Below are 18,594 nucleotides of genomic sequence, written 5' to 3'. Positions count from 1 at the left end.
CATGCCAAGAGATATTCAAGCAAAACTGCTGATCGTCGACGATCTGCCAGAAAATCTGTTGGCCCTGGAAGCGCTGATCAAACTCGACGGCCGCCAGGTTTTCAAAGCGCTGTCGGCCGATGAGGCGCTGTCCTTGCTGCTGCAACACGACTTTGCCCTGGCCATCATCGATGTACAGATGCCGGGAATGAACGGCTTTGAACTGGCCGAGCTGATGCGCGGCACGGAGAAGACCCGTAGCATTCCTATCATCTTTGTCAGCGCCGCCGGCCGTGAGCGCAACTATGCCTTCACCGGCTATGAAAGTGGCGCGGTGGACTTCCTGCACAAGCCGCTGGACAACCACGCCGTCAAAAGCAAGGTCAATGTGTTCGTCGAGCTGTATCGCCAGAGAAAGGCGATGAAGGAGCAGGTCATTGCATTGCAGGAGAGCCGCCGCGAGCAGGAGGCCTTGTTGCAGCAGTTGCAGGCTACTCGCAGCGAGCTGGAACAGGCGGTTCGCATGCGTGATGACTTCATGTCGATCGTTGCCCACGAGGTCCGTACGCCTCTCAACGGCCTGATTCTCGAGACGCAACTGCGCAAGATGCACCTGGCCCGGGACAACGCCGCCGCCTTCAGCCTGGATAAGGTGCAAGCGATGGTTGAACGCGACGAGCGCCAGATCAAGAGCCTGATCCGGCTGATCGAGGACATGCTCGACGTGTCGCGGATTCGTACTGGCAAGTTGTCCATTCGGCCAAGCCGCTTCAACCTGACGACACTGGTTGAAAACCTGCTGCGCAACTTCCAGGCGCAGATCGCGGCGGCCGAATGCACATTGACGTGCTCGACCGAGCCGTCGGTGGAGGGACAATGGGATGAGTTTCGTATCGAACAAGTGGTGTCGAACCTGCTGACCAACGCCTTGCGCTACGGCGGGAAAAGCCCGATCGAGGTGCGCGTCTACAAAACGCCTGACCATGCTTGCGTCGAAGTCCAGGATCACGGTATCGGCATCAGCGAGGAAAACCAGCAGCGCATCTTTCAGCAGTTCGAGCGGGTGTCGTCCAAAGCCGTCGCATCCGGTCTGGGCCTGGGGCTATTCATCTCCGAGCAGATTGTGACCGCCCATGGCGGTACTATTACGGTCAATAGCCGCCTCAATGAAGGGGCGTTGTTTCGCGTCTGCCTGCCTTTGCAGAAAACGGTCCTGGCCAAAACCGTCGAACAGACGCAACCTCTGAGTGACCCTACGGTCGTATCAGCAGCTATTGATCGAACAAAGGCTTCTCATGAGTGAAGATGCGCAAGACGTTGTACTGATCGTCGAGGATGACCCGTCGATCCTGATGGTATTGTCGGCCTACCTGTCGGGCGAGGGGTATCGAGTGCTGCAGGCCGAAAACGGTGAGCAGGCGTTCGAGATCCTCGCCAGCAAGCCCCACCTGGACATGATGATCACCGACTTCCGCCTGCCCGGTGGTATCACCGGCGTGCAGATCGCTGAACCGGCGGTCCGGTTGCGACCCGACCTGAAAGTCATCTTTATCAGCGGTTATGCCCAGGAAGTGCGCGACACCGACAGCCCCATCACCCGCAAGGCGCCGATCCTGGGCAAACCGTTCGACCTGGATGTGCTGCAGGACATGATGCGGACGATGTTGTCCTAGGCCTGTAAAAGCAGGGTGCAGGGCGGGATTTTGTGGGAGCAGGCTTTGCTGCCACAAAATCCTTGATCACGGGCGCACGGTCGGCTGATATCCGGGCATTGCCTCAAACCTTGATCATCTCCCGCACCTTGGCCGTCAACAGGTCAAAGGTGAACGGTTTGGTGATCATCTGCATGCCCGGGTCCAGGAAGCCGCCGCGCACCGCTGCATGCTCAGCATAACCGGTGATGAACAGTACCCGCAGGTCCGGGCGGATCTGCCGGCCGATTTCCGCCAGTTGCCTGCCGTTCATGCCTGGCAGGCCCACGTCACTGATCAGCAGATCGATGCGCTGGCTTGACTGAAGGATCGGCACCGCGCCGTCAGCATCGGCTGCCTCGACGAAGGCATAACCCAGCTCGCTCAGTACGGCGCTGACCAGCACCCGCACCGCCGGGTCGTCCTCGACGATCAGCACGGTCTCACCGTCTTGTGCGTACGGGGCGTGTTGTGTATCGACCCGTGGTTCGTGAACCTCTTCACCGACGAAACGCGGCAGATAGAGGCTCACGGTTGTGCCTTTGCCGACTTCACTGTCAATCGTCACGTGACCACGCGACTGCTTGCTGAACCCATAGATCATCGACAAGCCCAGCCCGGTGCCCTGGCCGATCGGCTTGGTGGTGAAAAACGGGTCGAACGCACGATTGATGACCGCTTCGGGCATTCCGCAACCGGAATCCTGCACACTCAGCACGACGTAATCGCCCGGCTCCAGGTTGGTATAAGCCTGGGTGAAGTCGGCATCCAGGTGTTGATTGAGCGTCTTGACCACCAGTTGCCCACCGTCGGGCATTGCGTCCCGAGCATTGAGTACCAGGTTGAGTAGGGCGCTTTCCAGTTGGTTTGGGTCGGCTTCGGCGATCCAGAGCTGGTCGTCCAGTTCCATGTCCAGCCGGATACTCTCGTTGAGGCTGCGCTGCAGCAGCTCGCCCATGGACAGCACCAGGGTATTCATCTGCACCGCTTTTGAGTCCAGCGATTGGCGGCGGGAGAAGGCCAGCAAACGATGCGTCAGGCCGGCTGCGCGATTGGCCGATGTCACCCCCAGGTCGATCAGGCTGTCCAGATCTTCGGTGCGGCCTCGGGCCAGGCGCCGGCGCAACAGTTCGAGGCTGCCGATGATCCCGGTGAGCATGTTGTTGAAGTCATGGGCGATCCCCCCCGTGAGTTGCCCGACCGCCTCCATTTTTTGCGACTGGCGCAAGGCCTCTTCGTTGTGGCGCAGTTGGGCCGTGCGTTCTTCCACTTGTTGCTCAAGGGTCTCAAGGGTGGTTTGCAGGCGCAGCTCGCTGTTGCTCAGGTCGATCAGCCGGTCTCGTGCTTCATATTGCCTGCGCCGGCCCCGCAGGGCGGTGGTGACCACGCTGACCAGGGTTATCGGGTGAAAAGGGCGCTCGAGGAACGTTACGTTGCCCAACTGAGTGCCGATACGCGCCGCCGGGTTCTGTTCCGGCCCGCCGTGGTGGGTCAACAATACGATTGGCAAATCCGACCAGGCCGGTTGCTCTTCTATATGTGACAACAGCGTTTCCAGCTCCGGCCCGACCAGGGCTTCGGAGGAAATCACCAACAGGCCGGCGCCGTGCTCCAGCTCTTCGCACAAGTGGCCCAGATGCTGGCAGATAAGGCCGCCGAAGCCGGCTTCGCGCAGGATCATCAGGGCGATCTGGCTGTCGCGCCCCAGCGGTGCGAGGATCAACGCCCGCTCCGACAGGGGCTCGACCAGCGTCACTGTTGATCATCCTTGAGCAACGGATTATCCGCTCCCATATAGTTCGGCACCCCACGCAATACCCCCTGGAATGCTTCCAGCGGCTCGCCGATGGTCATGCCCTCGCTGCTGATGCGGTATTCGCGAATAGTGGATTCATGGCTGCCGGTGCGTTTCTTGATGATGGAGATCGCTCGACGAACTTTGCCCAGCGCTTCGAAATAACGCAACAGAATCACCGTGTCGGCCAGGTAGGTAATGTCCACCGGGGCCTGCATATCGCCCACCAGACCGTGTTGCGCAACGGTCATGAAGGTCGCAGCGCCCCTGCGGTTCAGGTAGAGCAGCAGTTCATGTACGTGCAGCACCAAGGCGTTTTCTTCCGGCATGGCGGCCTGGTAGCCATTGATACTGTCGATCACGACCGTCTTGATGTTACCTTCATCGACGCAACGGCGTACCCGATGGGAGAACTCACCGGGAGACAGCTCAGCGGCGTCCACCTGTTCGATCACCAGGTTGCCGGTTCGTCTCAGCGCTTCCAGGTCGATACCGACGTTCCTCATGCGCTCGAACAGCAAGCCCAATTCTTCATCGAAGATGAACAGCGCGGCTTTTTCGCCACGCTGCACGGCGGCTGCAGCGAAAATCATCGAAATCAGCGACTTGCCGGTGCCGGCCGGGCCCAGGATCAAAGTGCTGGAGCCTGTCTCGATGCCGCCGCCCAGCAAGGCGTCCACGCCATCGAGGCCGCTGGACAGTTGTTGGCGCAGGTATTGCCCGCGGTGTTCGGCGGCTACCAGGCGTGGGAAGACATGAATGCCGTCGCCCATGATGGTGAAGTCGTGAAAGCCGCCACGGTATTTCTGCCCGCGATACTTGACCACCCGAATGCGTCGCCGCTCGGCGCCATAATTGGGTGTCAGTTCTTCCAGGCGAATCACCCCATGGGCGACGCTGTGCACGGTCTTGTCCAGGGATTCGGTGGTCAGGTCATCAAGCAGCAGCACCGTGGCGTCGTAGCGCACAAAGTAATGCTTGATCGCCAGGATCTGCCGGCGATAGCGCAGTGAGCTTTGCGCCAGCAGGCGGATCTCCGACAGGCTGTCGAGCACCACCCGGGTCGGCTTGACCCGCTCGACCACCTCGAAAATCTGCCGGGTCGCTTCCCCCAGCTCCAGGTCCGAGGAGTACAGCAGGCTTTGCTGATGCTCGGCGTTGAGCAGGCTCTCAGGAGGGGTAAGCTCGAAGATATGCACGTTTTCGTCGATCATCCAACCGTGGGACGCCGCGCCCTGGCGCAACTCACGCTCGGTTTCCGACAGGGTGATGTACAACGAACGTTCGCCGGCCTGGGCACCGGCCAAGAGGAATTGCAACGCGACCGTGGTCTTGCCGGTCCCGGGTTCCCCTTCCAGCAGGAACACATGGCCGCGGGACAAGCCACCGGAAAGGATGTCATCCAGCCCTTCGATACCGGTGGCGGCTTTAGCGCTGATCAACTCGTTAGATGTAGACAAAAAAAGCCCTCTCATGACTAGGGAAGTGGGCAGCAGGCTGGAGTACGCCTGAAAATGAACTGCCTGAACACTTGACCTTTTGCCGTGATCACGGTTCCGCTTTCGTTGATAAAACGAGGTGTACTGCTCAATTTTCTGGCATCGGGGAAACGCCTACAGGCCTTGCTGCAGCGCCGGATCATCGGGGTTGAGTTGCTCCAGTTGCGCCAACAGGATCTGCACATTCTGCAACTGCCCGGACTCCTTCCAGTAGTTGATCAGCAGCACCCGCGCCCTGCGATCAGCCGGGTAGCGCTGGACGATTTCCTGTAACTGTTTCTGCGCCGCTTCCAGTTCCTGTTCGGCATACAAAGTGGTTGCCAGGTCATAACGGTAATGTCGGTTTTCGGGCTCAAGCTCCACGGCTTTTGCCAAACCAAGCAGCGCGTACTCCGCCTGGCCATGGTGCAGCAGCCACAGACCCAATGCATGTTGCAGATAAGCCGACTCCGGCTGGTTTTTCAACTGTTGGGCAAGCAACTGACGTGCAGCGTCGGCCTGGCCCTGTTTGTCCAGCACGTCGATCTGCATGACCAGCGCTGGCAGGTTGTCCGGTTGCAGGCGCAGGACTTGTTCCAGCGCCAACTGAGCCTTTTTCAGTTCGGCGTTATGCAGGTGCAGCCGGGCCAGCTGATAGTGGGACTCGGCGGTTGGTGGACCGTCTTCAAGCATCTGCTCCCACATGCCGATGACAAGCTGCATAGGCCCGAAGTACAAACCAAGCTCATCGGGCGATAAGCCCAGCAACGCGTTCACTGCGGCGAAGCGGACGCTTGGGTCTTGATCTTCGAGCAACGGCCCCAGCAACAGGCTGCGTTGGCCGGTTGGCACCAGCCCGCTGATGCTGCCAATGGCCGCTCGACGCACATCCGGCGACTCGCTGTGCAGGTCCGCGTCCGCCAGTTTCAGGGCTTGGGGGCTTGGGTAGTTCGCCAGCTCTGCGTGCAGCCATACCCGGCGCTTGGGCGACAGGTCCGGGCGACCCAATTGCTGATAGAGCATCCGCGCCGCCCCTGGCTGCCCATTGCGTGCGTGCTCAAGGGCTTCACTGTAGCCACGCTTGATTGCCTCGGGAATTTGCGGCGTGGTGCTGCGTAGCCACATTGCGACTAGACCGATTACCAACAGGACAGACAGGCTGAGCAACAGATAGCGGCGAGGCGAGGGCATGCAGGTAGTCCATAACCAGGAAGCGTGAAATGCCGCAAGCTTCGGTCAGGTGCGGGCTTGAGTCAAACCTTGAAAGAATCTGCAGATAACGCGGTGGGAGCGAGCCTGCTCGCGATAGCGGTATATCAGTTGGCATTTGAGTTGACTGACCCAGCGCCATCGCGAGCAGGCTCGCTCCCACCAGGCGTTTGCGGCAGGCAAAAAAAGCCCCGCGTCCAACATGGGAGGCGGGGCGAAAATTTGGTTGGTTGCGGCCAACCAAAGGAGCTCGGTTGAATAAGGTCGGTCAGTTGCTGGCTACGGCTTCCGGTTGCCAGCCGCCGCCCAGGGCCTTGTAGATCGCGACAATGCCGCGATACAGGTCCACTTCGGCCTGGGCCTGAGTGTCCTCGGCGGCCAGGCGCTCACGTTGGGCATCCAACAGGACGAGGAAATCCTCTGTGCCTTCGCGGTAGCGGATTTCGGCCAAGTCAGCGGCGGCTCGACTCGATTCGCTCTGCCGGATCAGCGAAATCAGGCGTTGTTGGCGCTTGCCGTAGTCGCTGAAGGCATTTTCCGATTCCTCCAGGGCCAGCAGCACTTGCTGTTCGTAGGTCGCCAAGGCGCCGTCCGCCTCAGCGTCGGCACCGCGCAGACGCGCCCGCACACTGCCCAAATCGAAGGCAGCCCAGGTGATGCTTGGCCCCAGCGCCCAGGCATTGGCCGCCGATGAGCCGATCTGCGAACCGCGCCCGGCGGTAAAGCCCAGGAAACCGCTGAGGCTGACCCGTGGGAACAGATCGGCCTTGGCCACGCCAATGCGCGCGGTGGCGGCAGCGAGTTGGCGCTCGGCGCTGAGAATGTCCGGGCGACGTTGCAACAGTTCACCCGGATCGCCAATCGGCAGGGCCTTGGCGATGGCCGGCAGCTGTTTGGGACTCAGGTCCACACTCAGTTTGTCCGGGCGCTCACCCAGCAAGGTAGCGATGCGGTTGCGCTGGCGTACCTGTTCGGCCTGCAACTGCGGCACGCTGGCTTCGACCGAGGCCAGGCGCGCATCGGCGCGGACCACGTCGAGCTGGTCGCCGACGCCGGCATCGCGCAGGCTTTCGGTGATCTTGCGCGACGCCTGCTGGTTCTCAAGGTTCGCCAGGGCGATTTTTTCCCGCAGTTGGGCGCCGCGCAGTTGACCGTAGGCGTCCACCAGTTCGGCGATCATTGTCACCTGCAACTGATAGAGATCGGCTTCGACCGCCTGCTGATCGGCATCGGTGGCTTCCAGGTTGCGCTGGATGCGTCCGAACAGATCCAGCTCCCAGGCCATGTCCAGGCCCAGGTCATAGCGTTCGGTGCTGACCCGGTCGGTGGTCTGCCCCGGAATCTGGCCTTTGCCCAGGTTGCTGCTGGCGCGGCTGGTGATGGTCGGCATGACGTCATTGCTGGCGTCGTCGCGTATCGCTCGGGCTGCTCGCAAACGGGCGAACGCCACGCGTAACTCGCGGTTGCCCTCCAGGGAACGGGTGACCAGTGCGTTGAGCGTCGGGTCTTCGAACTGCTGCCACCAGATCCCTTCGAAACGGGCACGGTCGAAATTCTTCTGGCCGGCGGCACCGTCGGTGGCGGTGGTGATGTTCGCCGCCTCCGTTTGCGGTGCCTTGTAGTCCGGGCCTACGGCGCAAGCACTCAAGGCCAGTACCAGCAGGCTCGGCACAAACACTTTCAAACTCATTGTTGCGCCTCCAGTTTCAACGCCCGGGCCGCTTTGCGGGCCTCGCTGCGCTCGACGAAGTTGCGGATCAGTACATAGAACACTGGCGTGAGCAGCAGACCGAAGAAGGTCACCCCGAGCATGCCCGAGAACACCGCGACACCCATGGCATGGCGCATTTCAGCACCTGCACCGCTGGAGAAGACCAACGGCACCACGCCCATGATGAACGCGAAGGAGGTCATCAGGATCGGCCGCAGACGCAGGCGGCAGGCCTCCAGCACCGCAGCCAGGGGGTTCATGCCCTCAAGCTGTTTATCCTTGGCGAACTCAACGATCAGAATGGCGTTCTTACAGGCAAGCCCCACCAGTACGATCAATCCGATCTGGGTAAAGATATTGTTGTCGCCGCCGGAAAGAATTACCCCGGTAATGGCCGACAGCAGGGTCATCGGTACGATCAGGATCACCGCCAGCGGCAAGCTCCAGCTTTCGTACTGTGCCGCCAGCACCAGGAACGCCAGCAGGACACAGAGCGGGAACACGAACAGCGCGGTGTTGCCCGAGAGAATCTGCTGGTACGTCAGGTCGGTCCACTCGTAAGTCATGCCGTTGGGCAATTCGTCCTTGAGCAGTTTCTCGATGGCTTTTTCAGCCTGGCCGGAACTGTAGCCCGGGGCAGCGGCACCGTTGATTTCCGCAGTGATGAAGCCGTTGTAGTGCATTACGCGGTCAGGTCCCGAGGTGTCGCTGACCTTGATGAAGGTCGCCAGCGGGATCATCTCGCCACGGTTGTTGCGCACCTTGAGCTGGCCAATCTGGTCCGACTCCAGGCGGAACTGTTGCTCGGCCTGAACGTTGACCTGATAGGTGCGGCCAAAGCGGTTGAAGTCGTTGGCATACAGCGAGCCCAGGTAGATCTGCAGGGTGTCGAAGATGTCACTGACGGCCACGCCGTGGGTCTTGGCTTTTTCACGATCGATGGCGGCATCGACCTGCGGCACGTTCACCGTGTAGCTGGTGAACAGCCCGGCCAGTTCCGGCACGTTGTGGCTCTTGGTGATGATGTTCATGGTTTCTTTGTACAGCTCGTCGTAGCCCAGGTTGCCCCGGTCTTCGATTTGCAGACGGAAACCACCGATCGTGCCCAGGCCCTGTACCGGCGGCGGCGGGAAGATCGCCATGTAGGCTTCCTGGATTTCCGAGTACTGGCCGTTCAAGGCCCCGGCAATGGCCCCGGCAGACATGCTGGGGTCCTTGCGCTCGTCGAAGGGCTTGAGGGTGACGAACACGATGCCGGCGTTCGGGCTATTGGTGAAGCCGTTGATCGACAGGCCAGGGAAGGCCACGGCGCTTTCGACGCCCGGCTGCTTGAGGGCCATGTCCGACATACGCTTGATCACGTCTTCGGTGCGGTCCAGGCTCGCGGCATCCGGCAGTTGGGCAAAGGCCACCAGGTATTGCTTGTCCTGGCCGGGTACGAAACCGGTCGGGGTGTTGGAGAACCCGAAGAACGTCAGCACCATCAGGCCTGCGTACACCAGCAGGGCGATGCCGCTGCTGCGGATCACGCGGCCAACTGTGCCCACGTAGCTGTGACTGGCACGGTCGAAGAAGCGGTTGAACGGACGGAACAGCCAGCCACCGAAGATCTTGTCCAGAAACCTGGAAAAACGGTCCTTGGGCGCGTCATGACTCTTGAGCAGCACTGCGGCCAGGGCTGGCGACAGGGTCAGGGAGTTGAATGCCGAGATCACCGTGGAAATGGCAATGGTCAAGGCGAACTGCTTATAGAACTGCCCGGTCAAGCCACTGATGAACGCCGCCGGTACGAATACCGCGCACAACACCAGTGCCGTGGCGATGATCGGCCCGGTCACTTCGCCCATGGCGCGTTTGGTGGCTTCCACCGGAGTCAGTCCCAAGCCGATGTTGCGTTCGACGTTCTCCACCACCACGATGGCGTCGTCCACCACGATACCGATCGCCAGGACCAGCCCGAACAGCGAGAGCGCGTTCAGCGAGAAGCCGAACAGATGCATCACGGCGAACGTACCGATCAGCGACACCGGCACGGCCACCAGCGGAATGATCGAGGCGCGCCAGGTCTGCAGGAACAGGATCACCACCAGCACCACGAGGATCAGCGCTTCGAAGAGGGTGTGAACCACCGCCTCGATGGAGCCGCGCACGAAGATCGTCGGGTCATAGACGATGCTGTAGTCCATCCCCGCCGGGAAGTTCTGCTTGAGTTCGTCCATCTTGGCGCGAACATCGTTGGAAATCTGGATGGCGTTGGAGCCGGGGCGCTGGAAGATCGGGATCGCCACCGCCGGCTGGTTGTCGAGCAATGAGCGCAGGGCGTATTGACTGGAGCCCAACTCCACTCGTGCGATGTCTTTGAGACGGGTGATTTCACCGTTCTCGCCGGAACGGATGATGATGTTTTCGAACTCTTCCTCATTCACCAGGCGTCCCTGGGTGTTGATCGAGAGCTGGAATGCCTGGGCATTGGGTGCCGGAGGCGCGCCCAGGGCACCGGCGGCGACCTGACGGTTCTGTTCGCGGATGGCGGTGACCACGTCGGTGGCGGTCAGGTTGCGCGAAGCAGTCTTGTTCGGATCAAGCCAGACCCGCAGGGAATAGTCCCCCATGCCGAATAGCTGCACATCACCCACACCGCCCAGGCGCGCCAGCTCATCCTTGATATTGAGCAGGGCATAGTTGGACAGGTAAAGCATGTCGTAGCGCTGGTCCGGCGAGGTCAAGTGCACAACCATGGTCAGGTCGGGCGATGCCTTATCCACCGTGATGCCGATCCGGGTGACTTCTTCCGGCAACTTGGGTTCAGTCCGCGTGACGCGGTTCTGCACCTGCACCTGGGCGTTGTCCAGGTCGGTGCCCAGCGCGAAGGTGATGGTCAGGGTGATCTTGCCATCGGCGGTGGATTGCGAGGACATGTACAGCATGTTCTCGACGCCGGTGATGGCTTGCTCCAGGGGCGCGGCTACGGTTTCGCCGATGACCTTGGGGTTGGCGCCCGGGAAGTTGGCGCGCACGACCACGGTCGGCGGCACGACTTCCGGGTATTCGCTGATCGGCAACTGGAACAGTGAGATGGCGCCGGCGATCAGGATCAGCAACGAAAGCACCGCTGCGAAGATCGGCCGCGAAATGAAGAACTGGGAAAATTTCATCTTGAGTTCAGTCCCTTAACCGCGTGGGGTCGCTGCGGCCAGTTTGCCTGCCGATCCGGAAGCAGCCTTGGCAGGCGCGACTTGGGGCAGGTTGCTGGCTTCGAGCGCTTTTCGTTGTTGTGCCAGGGCGGCAATGGTTTCTTCGCTGGCCATCGGCACGGTTTCAGGCGTGACCGGTGTACCGGGGCGAGCGCGTTGCAGGCCCTTGACGATGATGGTGTCGTCCTTGCTCAAGCCGTTGCGCACGATGCGCAGGCCTTCGATCTTCGGTCCCAGCTCGACAGCGCGGTAGGCCGGCTTATTGTCGGCGTCCATCACCAGCACGAATTTCTTGCCAAGATCGGTGCCGACGGCTTCGTCGTTGATCAGCACGGCCGAGTAAGTGCCGCTGCCCACCAGTTTCAGCCGGGCATACAGCCCAGGGGTGTAGGCGCCATCCTTGTTGTCGAACACCGCGCGACCACGAATGGTACCGGTCTGTGGATTGACCTGGTTGTCGATGAAATTCATATGGCCCAGGTGCGGATTACCTTCCTCGTTGGACAGGCCCATGTAGACCGGAGTGGCCTGACCACGCTGGCCTTCGCGGGCGAGGCGGGTGTACTTGAGGAAGACGCGCTCGTCGGCATCGAAGTAGGCGTAGACCTTGTCGGTGGACACCACGCTGGTGAGCGGCGTGACATCGGCGGTCACCAGGTTGCCGGCGGTGATGTCCGCCCGGCTGACGCGACCGCTGATAGGCGAAGTGACCCGGGTGAAGCTCAGGTTCAGTTTGGCCAGGTCCAGTTGTGCCTGGATCGCCGCAGCGGCAGCGCGGGCTTCCTGGGCAGCACTGGTACGCGAATCTGCCAGCTCGGCGGAAATGGCATTGCTCAAGCGCAGGCGCTCGCCACGCTTGGCTTCGTTCTCGCTACGGGTAGCCGTGGCTCGGGCCTGGGCCAACTGGGCTTCGAGGCGACGCACTTCAGCCTGGAAGGGGCGCGGATCGATCTGGAACAACAGGTCGCCTTTCTTGACCAGAGCGCCTTCGGTGAACGCTACGTTATCGATCTGCCCTGAAACGCGGGGTCGGATCTCAACGGTTTCAGGTGCCTCGAGGCGCCCGGTGAATTCGTCCCACTCGTTGACCGGCTGCTCCAGCACCTTGGCCACACTGACTTTGGCCGCCGGCATGGAAGCCGCCGTATCTGGGGTCTTGCCGCATGCACTCATCACCAGCACCGCCATCAGTGCCAGGGGAAAGCGCAATTTTGAAAGTGAATATTCCATGGATAGCATCCGCCAAGAGTATTGAGATGGGCGGATGATGCGTGGGGAGGCGGTGAGGCACGAATCGAATGAAGCAAAGGTAACTATCATTCGGAATGATATAAGACATCGTCCAGCGCTCTAGCTGAGGGCTTTCGTTAGGCGGCTATCAATTGCGTTGATGTCCCTTCAGGTTGCCAGATGCACCGAATTACCTGCGTGAAGAACGCTAATGCGGCAGATAGCGGTCATGAATGCGCTGAATTTCGCCGCTGGCGCGAAGGCTTTCAACGGCCGCCCGCAGCTTCTTGACCATTTTCGGGGAGCACCGTTTGGAGCAGGCCAGATAGAGATCGGCACTGCTATTGACCGGGCTCATGAGCAGTTCGCGCTTGGACACCTTGGGCCAGATATACCGACTCTCAGGGACGCCGTTGAACCAAGCGTCGATACGTCCCATCAAGAGCATCTGGGCGGGGTTGTCGCCAATGACCAGCGGGTAGATCTGGTCGTCGCTGAACCCTTCGGTGCGCAGGATCTCCTGCTGCGCACTTCCCAGGCCGACTCCGATCTTGCGGTACGTTTGCCGGGCTTCGGCGAAACTGCTCACTTGCCGGTCGAGGGTGAAGAAGGCGCGTTCCATGGGCATGACCGAAGCGATCCAGGTAAAGCGATCCTCGCGTTCCGGCGTGCGCGACAGGGGCGCGATCAAGTGATTGCGCTGTTCGCTGACGTGTTTCTGTGAGCGGGCCCAAGGAAGGATATGGAGCTGCACGGCATACCCGGCCTTGGTCATGGCCGCTACAGCAACATCGCCGACAATTCCGTGCCCCTTGGGGTCATCGACAAACGTCAGCGGCGGCGCGTCCAGAATGTGCAGTTCAATCGTCAAAGGTGCGGCGTAGGCGCTACAGACAATCAGCGTCGGCAGCACCAGGCATAGGCGCGAGAGTGCTTTGGTACGGCCTTCCAATACGCGTTTGATCCGGCTCATGATCGATACTTCAGGCATTGAAAGTGATGCGCCATTCCAAACCCACGGCGCCAGAAACATCATCCTGCGATGTTCACCACGGCTTTTTTATTATTGCCTATCAACGCTGTCGGCCTGACTGCGTGTATCTGAAGGTATAGATCATTCGGTCGACAAAAGCTTTTTTACTCAGAACCGGTCCTGGCTTGTTCGGCAATCAGTTGAGCCAAAGTCCGCACCGGTTCGGTGAGGCTTTGTCCCGACCGATGCACCAGTCCGATATCCCGATGGAAGGTGTGCTGACCAAGGTCCAGGGCTCTGACACCCGCCGGCCAGTCATGGGCCGATGTTTGCGGGACCAATGCCACTCCCACACCGTTTTCAACCAGCTTGATGATGGCCTCCAGTTCATCCAGTTCACACACCTCGCGCACGGTGAAATGCATTTGCCGCAGGAAACGATCCACCTGCCGGCCACCGAATGAAGCACGGTCATATCGAATGAATGGAAGGCTGGAAAGGAGTGTCGCCCAATCTTCCCCCGGCACTTCGCGGGCAACGATCAATCGATACGGCTCAAGTGTCAGAGTCGTCCAGCGCAGGTCGCTCTGAAGCGAGAAGGGCGGACGGATGATGGCCGCCATGTCGATTTCGCCAGCGTCCACCAGATTGACCAGCTCCATCGACAGCCCCGGCAACACCCGAGTACGGCACTGAGGGCATTGCTGATGGAACCTGGCCAAAGCGTCCGGCAAATAGGAACGCTGAACGGACGCAATGGCGCCGATGTTCACCAGGACATTGGTCGCAAGTTCGGCGGTGCCACAGCCCAGGTTGTCGTAGAGGCGCAGCAACTCTTGTGCCTGCAAGAGCACTTGGTGCCCCTTGCGGTTGAGGTGCGCCGAGCGTCCTTTCCTGTCGAATATTTCGAAGCCAAGCTGCGCCTCCAGACGCTGGATTTGCGCGCTCACGGCGGCCTGTGTGAGGCCGATCCTGTTCCCGGCCGCAGCGAAAGTGCCTTCCCGTGCGACGGCGAGGAGCGTCTTGAGTTCTTTAATCATTCACAAATATTAATTGTGTTTCTAAGCAATATATATTGATTTTTCCGCCTGTAGCGCCGCTCTACGATGGCCTCACCCAAAAAGCACAAAAAAGGAGTCCTGATGAACCTCTCTCCCTTCCACTTGGCAATCCCGGTTTACGACCTCGCTGGCGCACGCACCTTTTATGGTGAAGTGTTTGGACTGCAAGAGGGGCGCTCCAGCACCCACTGGGTCGATTTCAACTTTTACGGCCACCAACTGGTGATCCATGAGCAGCCCAAAACCGCGGCCCAGGAAAGCGTTCACAGCAACCCGGTGGACGGCCACGACGTGCCTGTTCCTCATTTCGGCATCATTTTGGGCTGGGAGGAATGGGAAGCACTGGCCGAACGCTTGAAATCCTTCGGTACCCAGTTTGTGATTGAACCCTACATTCGCTTCAAGGGGCAGGTGGGTGAGCAGGCGACGATGTTCCTGTTCGACCCTTGCGGTAACGCGCTTGAATTCAAGGCGTTCAAGGATATGAGCCAGCTCTTTGCCAAGTGATAGAAGTAAAGGCCCGAGGTGAGATTTTCCTACTGAGTCTATAACGACGCTCTGATCACCAATGGGCAATCTACCGGCTGGGCGCCCGACACCTCGAGGTTCTCGATCAGGTGCCGGGCAGCCCTGCGACCGATCTCGTAGTATGGCAGTTGGACCGTGGTCAGTGGCGGAATGAACAGCTCGGCGATGCCGATCATGTTGTCATAGCCGAGCACCGCAACATCGCTGGGAATCTTCAGGCCACGGCTCAACAACAACTGATAGGCACAGAAGGCGATACGGTCATTGCCGCAGATCAGAATGTCGAACTGCGGTCGCCCCTCGATGATGTGCCGGTCGAGAATGGCTGCGGTTTCATCGTAGGCATCGTGATCGGAAAGGTCGTATTGCAGAAGTGCTTCAGGCGCCAGCCCAAAGGCCTGGCAGGCACGTTGCAAACCTTCTTGTCGCAGGCTCCAGGCAAGGCTCTGTTTTGGCAGATTGATACACAGAGGGCGCCGATAGCCTTGGCTCAAGGCGTGATGCACCGCTCGATGCTGCCCCGTTTCATCGTCGGGCACATAGCTGACCAGGCAAGTGTCATCGGCCAGGCAATTGGCGAGTACCAGTGGTTTGCTTTTCAGGCGCTCGGGGATGCTCACCTGGCGCAATCCCATGGCACTGAAGATCAACCCGTCGGGACGGTGCGACATCATCAGGTCGATGTTCTGGTCGGTGGGCGGGTTGCTCAACAGGTTGAGGATAAACACATTCCAACCGGCTTGCTGCGCGGTCTGCTCGATGGACAGCAACAGCTCGACTGCGAAAGGTGTGGTCGCGGTATCCAGTGCGAACACACCGATGGTTCGCGCCTGGAGATTGTCCCCGCGCATCCTGCGCGCCGAAAGGCTCGGTACGAATTGCAGTTCGTCAATGGCGCGACGCACCCGCTGAAGGGTTTCGGGGCTCAGTTTTTCCGGATTGTTGAGCGCTCGAGAAACCGTCATCAGGGACACGCCGGCCAGCTGTGCAACGTCTTTCACTGAAGTCATGCGAGGTGCGGCCAGTCAGGTTGACGCCGAATCATGACACAGGCTCCGGGCTTGTCGCGACTCGAATGACATTGCTCATAGCCATGCGGAAGCCAGCGGCCATGCATTACCAATGGAGACGCGTCCGCCAGCCCCGCTTGCCAATAGTTTTACCCCCAGGCTGTCGGGCCGCGGATAGACGCGGCTGCTGAGGCTGAAGCGGCCGTCTTGCTCAAACACCTCGATGGACGAACGATCCAGAAACACCCGCAGGTGCAAGGACTTCTGGGCGTGGTCTATCGCCACGCTGCGCTGACCGCTCACCTGCGCGCCCGAACGACTGCGATCCAGTACCAGGCGCTGCAGCGAAGCGTCGTAATAGAGCAGGGTTTGTTCGTCGCCCTCGGCACTGCAACGCAAGGCGATACCCAGGTGACCTTCGGCGCAGCCGAGCAAATCCAGATGCACATGGAGCTCGAGCCTGTCGCCATTGACCTGTGGCACCCATTCGTAGCCCGGTCCAACCCACGCAGAGGTGTGCGGCAGCGGTGCCTTGCGTAAAGCGGTCAATTCCCGGGCCGGAAACACCCTGAGGCGGTCGGCATGCAACTGCAGTTCCCGAGGTAGGCCGAGCATGCCGCACCAGTGATGGGCCTGGCTCGGCATCGGACTTTCCCACATGTCGAGCCACGCCCACACCAGGCGCCGACCGTCAGCAGCCACCAGCGTTTGCGCAGCATAGAAGTCATGGCCGTTATCCAGCTCGATAAACGGGCCGCCGCTGAAGTGCCATTGGCCGTCGAGTTGCCCCACGCGATAACCGGTCTGGTACTTGTTGAGCCGCTCGTAACCCTCGGGGCGCATGCCCTGGGGGGAGTACAGGAGCACGTCGCGCCCATCGAGGCGAAACAGGTCCGGGCACTCCCACATATAGCCATCGCCCTCGTTGCCGCGGGCTACATAGTCAAGGAACTCCCAGGCGCGCAGATCGATGGAGCGGTACAAGGGGAGTAAAGGCGTATCGCCCAGGCGTGCGCCGGCAATCAGGTACCAATAGTCGTTGTCCTTCCAGACCTTGGGATCACGAAAATGCATGATCGTGTCTTGCGGTGCAGTCTCGATGACGACACCCTGCTTGACGAACCGGATGCCGTCGACGCTGGTGGCAAGACACTGGACCTGGCGAATCTGGCGTTCGTCACCCACTTCCCCCAGCCAGGTGTGCCCGGTGTAGATCAACGCCAACGTGTCGCCACACACCACCGCACTGCCGGAAAAACACCCGTCGCGGTCAAAGTCATCGCCTGGCGCCAGTGCGATGGGCAGGTGCTGCCAATGGACCAGGTCAGCACTCTTGGCATGCCCCCAATACATCGGGCCCCATTTCGCGTCGAAGGGGTGATGTTGATAAAACACGTGATACTCGCCGCGAAAGTACACCACTCCGTTAGGGTCGTTCATCCAGCCTGCGGGCGGGGCAAGATGATAGTCGGGGCGATAGTCATCGGTGACGTGAGACAGACCAGCGCTCAGCGCCTGTTGCGCAAGCTCAAGGGTCGCGGATATTGGAGCGTTCATAGGATTCACACACACGGTCATAGGGCGCCTGCTCGTACCGAGCGCTGGGCAATGTCATCCAACGGGGTTTCGAGGGATTGTGGGTGGCGCCTCAAGGCCGTGCCGTCGGCATCGAACAGGTGCAGATTGTCGATCTCTACCTGCAGTTCGACCCGATCACCCACTCGCCACCCGGCGTGGACCTCACAGCGACAGATCATCGGCTCATCCTGACCGGTATCGAGGTGCACATAGGTTTCGCTGCCCAGGTATTCGACCCCGATCACGGCGATGCCGGCTGTGCCCTGTGCCGCCTTGAGTGCTACATGTTCCGGGCGAATCCCCAGGCTCAGTTGGCTGTTCGCCGCCAGGCTTGAGCTGTCAAAGGGCAGGGTGGTCCTGCCCAATACCAGGTTTTCAACCAGGCTGCTTGCGCCTGGCGTATGCAGGAACGCTGCAAGAAAGTTCATCCTTGGCGAGCCGAGGAAACCGGCGACAAAACGAGTCGCCGGGCGTTCGTAGAGTTCCCGCGGCGAGCCAACCTGCTCGATACGTCCGCCATTGAGCACGACAATCTTGTCGGCCAGGGTCATCGCCTCAACTTGATCGTGGGTCACGTAGATCATGGTCGTGCCCAGTCGGGCATGCAGCCTGGCGATTTCATTGCGCATTTGCACGCGCAAAGAGGCGTCCAGATTGGACAGCGGCTCATCGAACAACAAGATGTCCGGTTCCCGTGCCATAGCCCTGCCCATGGCCACCCGCTGACGTTGGCCACCCGATAATTCCTTGGGTTTGCGTTGCAGCAGTTTGTCCAACTGCAGGATTTGCGCGGTTTTCAGCACGCGCTCGCGCAGGCTGGTCTTTTCGGTCTTGGCCAACTTGAGACCAAAACTGATGTTGTCGTAGACGCTCATGTGCGGGTAGAGGGCATAGGACTGAAACACCATGCCGACGCCACGCTCGCGCGGCTCCAGGTCATTGACCCGACGCCCGTCGATCAACAGGTCGCCGGCGCAGATGGAATCCAGCCCGGCGATCAGTCGCAACAGGGTGGATTTTCCGCAGCCCGAGGGGCCGACGAACACCACGAATTCACCGGCGGCGATTTCCAGGCTGACGTCGCGAAGAATGCGCATGCCGCCCAATTGTTTGTTCACGTTGTCTAGCTTCAACTTGATCACGATGCTGTTCCTTGT

General features: G+C 60.2%; 14 protein-coding genes. 3 read left to right on the top strand and 11 right to left on the bottom strand.

From position 1 onward, the window contains the following. Position 1 precedes the first annotated feature (1 nt). Both MKS85_RS01365 and MKS85_RS01360 read left to right on the top strand, forming a co-directional pair. A complete protein-coding gene (locus MKS85_RS01365) occupies positions 2-1,282 on the top strand; it encodes a hybrid sensor histidine kinase/response regulator (protein WP_310662586.1) in 1,281 nt (426 codons plus the stop codon). Continuing rightward, on the top strand, positions 1,275-1,652 hold the full coding sequence (locus tag MKS85_RS01360) for a response regulator (RefSeq protein WP_047229102.1): 378 nt from the start codon (positions 1,275-1,277) through the stop codon (positions 1,650-1,652). Before MKS85_RS01365 ends, MKS85_RS01360 begins: the two co-directional genes overlap by 8 nt. A gap of 103 nt (positions 1,653-1,755) precedes the next feature. Here the strand turns inward: MKS85_RS01360 and MKS85_RS01355 are convergent, their stop codons facing one another. From MKS85_RS01355 to MKS85_RS01320, 8 genes are all read right to left on the bottom strand, one after another. Then, a complete protein-coding gene (locus MKS85_RS01355; protein WP_188250848.1) occupies positions 1,756-3,426 on the bottom strand; it encodes a response regulator in 1,671 nt (556 codons plus the stop codon). Then, on the bottom strand, positions 3,423-4,925 hold the full coding sequence (locus MKS85_RS01350; RefSeq protein ID WP_076384603.1) for an ATPase domain-containing protein: 1,503 nt from the start codon (positions 4,923-4,925) through the stop codon (positions 3,423-3,425). Before MKS85_RS01350 ends, MKS85_RS01355 begins: the two co-directional genes overlap by 4 nt. Positions 4,926-5,078: 153 nt before the next feature. Beyond that, positions 5,079-6,134 carry a HEAT repeat domain-containing protein gene (locus tag MKS85_RS01345; protein ID WP_139050051.1) on the bottom strand — a complete coding sequence of 352 codons (1,056 nt, stop codon included), beginning with the start codon at positions 6,132-6,134 and terminating at the stop codon, positions 5,079-5,081. A 286-nt stretch (positions 6,135-6,420) separates the two neighbouring features. Then, the gene (locus tag MKS85_RS01340; protein ID WP_139050053.1) at positions 6,421-7,842 is read right to left on the bottom strand and encodes an efflux transporter outer membrane subunit; all 1,422 of its coding nucleotides are present in this window, start codon (positions 7,840-7,842) and stop codon (positions 6,421-6,423) included. Next, positions 7,839-11,018, bottom strand: a complete 3,180-nt coding sequence (locus MKS85_RS01335; protein WP_139050054.1) for an efflux RND transporter permease subunit — start codon at positions 11,016-11,018, stop codon at positions 7,839-7,841. Before MKS85_RS01335 ends, MKS85_RS01340 begins: the two co-directional genes overlap by 4 nt. 15 nt (positions 11,019-11,033) lie before the next feature. Beyond that, positions 11,034-12,287: a multidrug efflux RND transporter periplasmic adaptor subunit MexE gene (mexE, locus tag MKS85_RS01330; RefSeq protein WP_188250851.1), complete on the bottom strand. Its 1,254-nt coding sequence runs from the start codon at positions 12,285-12,287 to the stop codon at positions 11,034-11,036. Positions 12,288-12,495: 208 nt separating this feature from the next. Then, the gene (locus MKS85_RS01325) at positions 12,496-13,260 is read right to left on the bottom strand and encodes an ABC transporter substrate-binding protein (RefSeq protein WP_139050056.1); all 765 of its coding nucleotides are present in this window, start codon (positions 13,258-13,260) and stop codon (positions 12,496-12,498) included. A 164-nt stretch (positions 13,261-13,424) separates the two neighbouring features. Beyond that, positions 13,425-14,300, bottom strand: coding sequence for a LysR family transcriptional regulator (locus tag MKS85_RS01320; protein ID WP_076384611.1), 876 nt, complete (start codon positions 14,298-14,300; stop codon positions 13,425-13,427). 102 nt (positions 14,301-14,402) lie between these two features. Here MKS85_RS01320 and MKS85_RS01315 point away from each other — a divergent pair, with 102 nt between their 5' ends. After that, positions 14,403-14,828 carry a VOC family protein gene (locus tag MKS85_RS01315; protein ID WP_310662751.1) on the top strand — a complete coding sequence of 142 codons (426 nt, stop codon included), beginning with the start codon at positions 14,403-14,405 and terminating at the stop codon, positions 14,826-14,828. Positions 14,829-14,866: 38 nt separating this feature from the next. Here MKS85_RS01315 and MKS85_RS01310 read toward each other — a convergent pair whose 3' ends face one another. The 3 genes from MKS85_RS01310 to MKS85_RS01300 form a co-directional block, all read right to left on the bottom strand. Then, positions 14,867-15,859 carry a LacI family DNA-binding transcriptional regulator gene (locus MKS85_RS01310; RefSeq protein ID WP_310662585.1) on the bottom strand — a complete coding sequence of 331 codons (993 nt, stop codon included), beginning with the start codon at positions 15,857-15,859 and terminating at the stop codon, positions 14,867-14,869. Between the two features lie 75 nt (positions 15,860-15,934). Next, positions 15,935-17,437: a glycoside hydrolase family 32 protein gene (locus tag MKS85_RS01305; protein ID WP_310662584.1), complete on the bottom strand. Its 1,503-nt coding sequence runs from the start codon at positions 17,435-17,437 to the stop codon at positions 15,935-15,937. Beyond that, complete coding sequence (locus MKS85_RS01300; protein ID WP_310662583.1) at positions 17,434-18,579, bottom strand: sn-glycerol-3-phosphate ABC transporter ATP-binding protein UgpC; 1,146 nt, start codon at positions 18,577-18,579, stop codon at positions 17,434-17,436. Before MKS85_RS01300 ends, MKS85_RS01305 begins: the two co-directional genes overlap by 4 nt. Positions 18,580-18,594: the final 15 nt, after the last annotated feature.

This window comes from Pseudomonas sp. JL2, assembly GCF_031570495.1.
Lineage (GTDB): Bacteria > Pseudomonadota > Gammaproteobacteria > Pseudomonadales > Pseudomonadaceae > Aquipseudomonas > Aquipseudomonas rhizophila.
Note: the sequence above shows the minus strand (reverse complement) of the source record. Positions and strands in the feature narration are given on the sequence as shown.

What these genes read in the sequence shown, in the direction of transcription:
- MKS85_RS01340 (WP_139050053.1), bottom strand. Translation starts at nt 7,842, where the DNA reads ATGAGTTTGAAAGTGTTTGTGCCGAGCCTGCTGGTACTGGCCTTGAGT.
- MKS85_RS01335 (WP_139050054.1), bottom strand. Translation starts at nt 11,018, where the DNA reads ATGAAATTTTCCCAGTTCTTCATTTCGCGGCCGATCTTCGCAGCGGTG.
- mexE (WP_188250851.1), bottom strand. Translation starts at nt 12,287, where the DNA reads ATGGAATATTCACTTTCAAAATTGCGCTTTCCCCTGGCACTGATGGCG.
- MKS85_RS01310 (WP_310662585.1), bottom strand. Translation starts at nt 15,859, where the DNA reads ATGACTTCAGTGAAAGACGTTGCACAGCTGGCCGGCGTGTCCCTGATG.
- MKS85_RS01365 (WP_310662586.1), top strand. Translation starts at nt 2, where the DNA reads ATGCCAAGAGATATTCAAGCAAAACTGCTGATCGTCGACGATCTGCCA.
- MKS85_RS01345 (WP_139050051.1), bottom strand. Translation starts at nt 6,134, where the DNA reads ATGCCCTCGCCTCGCCGCTATCTGTTGCTCAGCCTGTCTGTCCTGTTG.
- MKS85_RS01320 (WP_076384611.1), bottom strand. Translation starts at nt 14,300, where the DNA reads ATGATTAAAGAACTCAAGACGCTCCTCGCCGTCGCACGGGAAGGCACT.
- MKS85_RS01305 (WP_310662584.1), bottom strand. Translation starts at nt 17,437, where the DNA reads ATGACCGTGTGTGTGAATCCTATGAACGCTCCAATATCCGCGACCCTT.
- MKS85_RS01360 (WP_047229102.1), top strand. Translation starts at nt 1,275, where the DNA reads ATGAGTGAAGATGCGCAAGACGTTGTACTGATCGTCGAGGATGACCCG.
- MKS85_RS01315 (WP_310662751.1), top strand. Translation starts at nt 14,403, where the DNA reads ATGAACCTCTCTCCCTTCCACTTGGCAATCCCGGTTTACGACCTCGCT.
- MKS85_RS01325 (WP_139050056.1), bottom strand. Translation starts at nt 13,260, where the DNA reads ATGAGCCGGATCAAACGCGTATTGGAAGGCCGTACCAAAGCACTCTCG.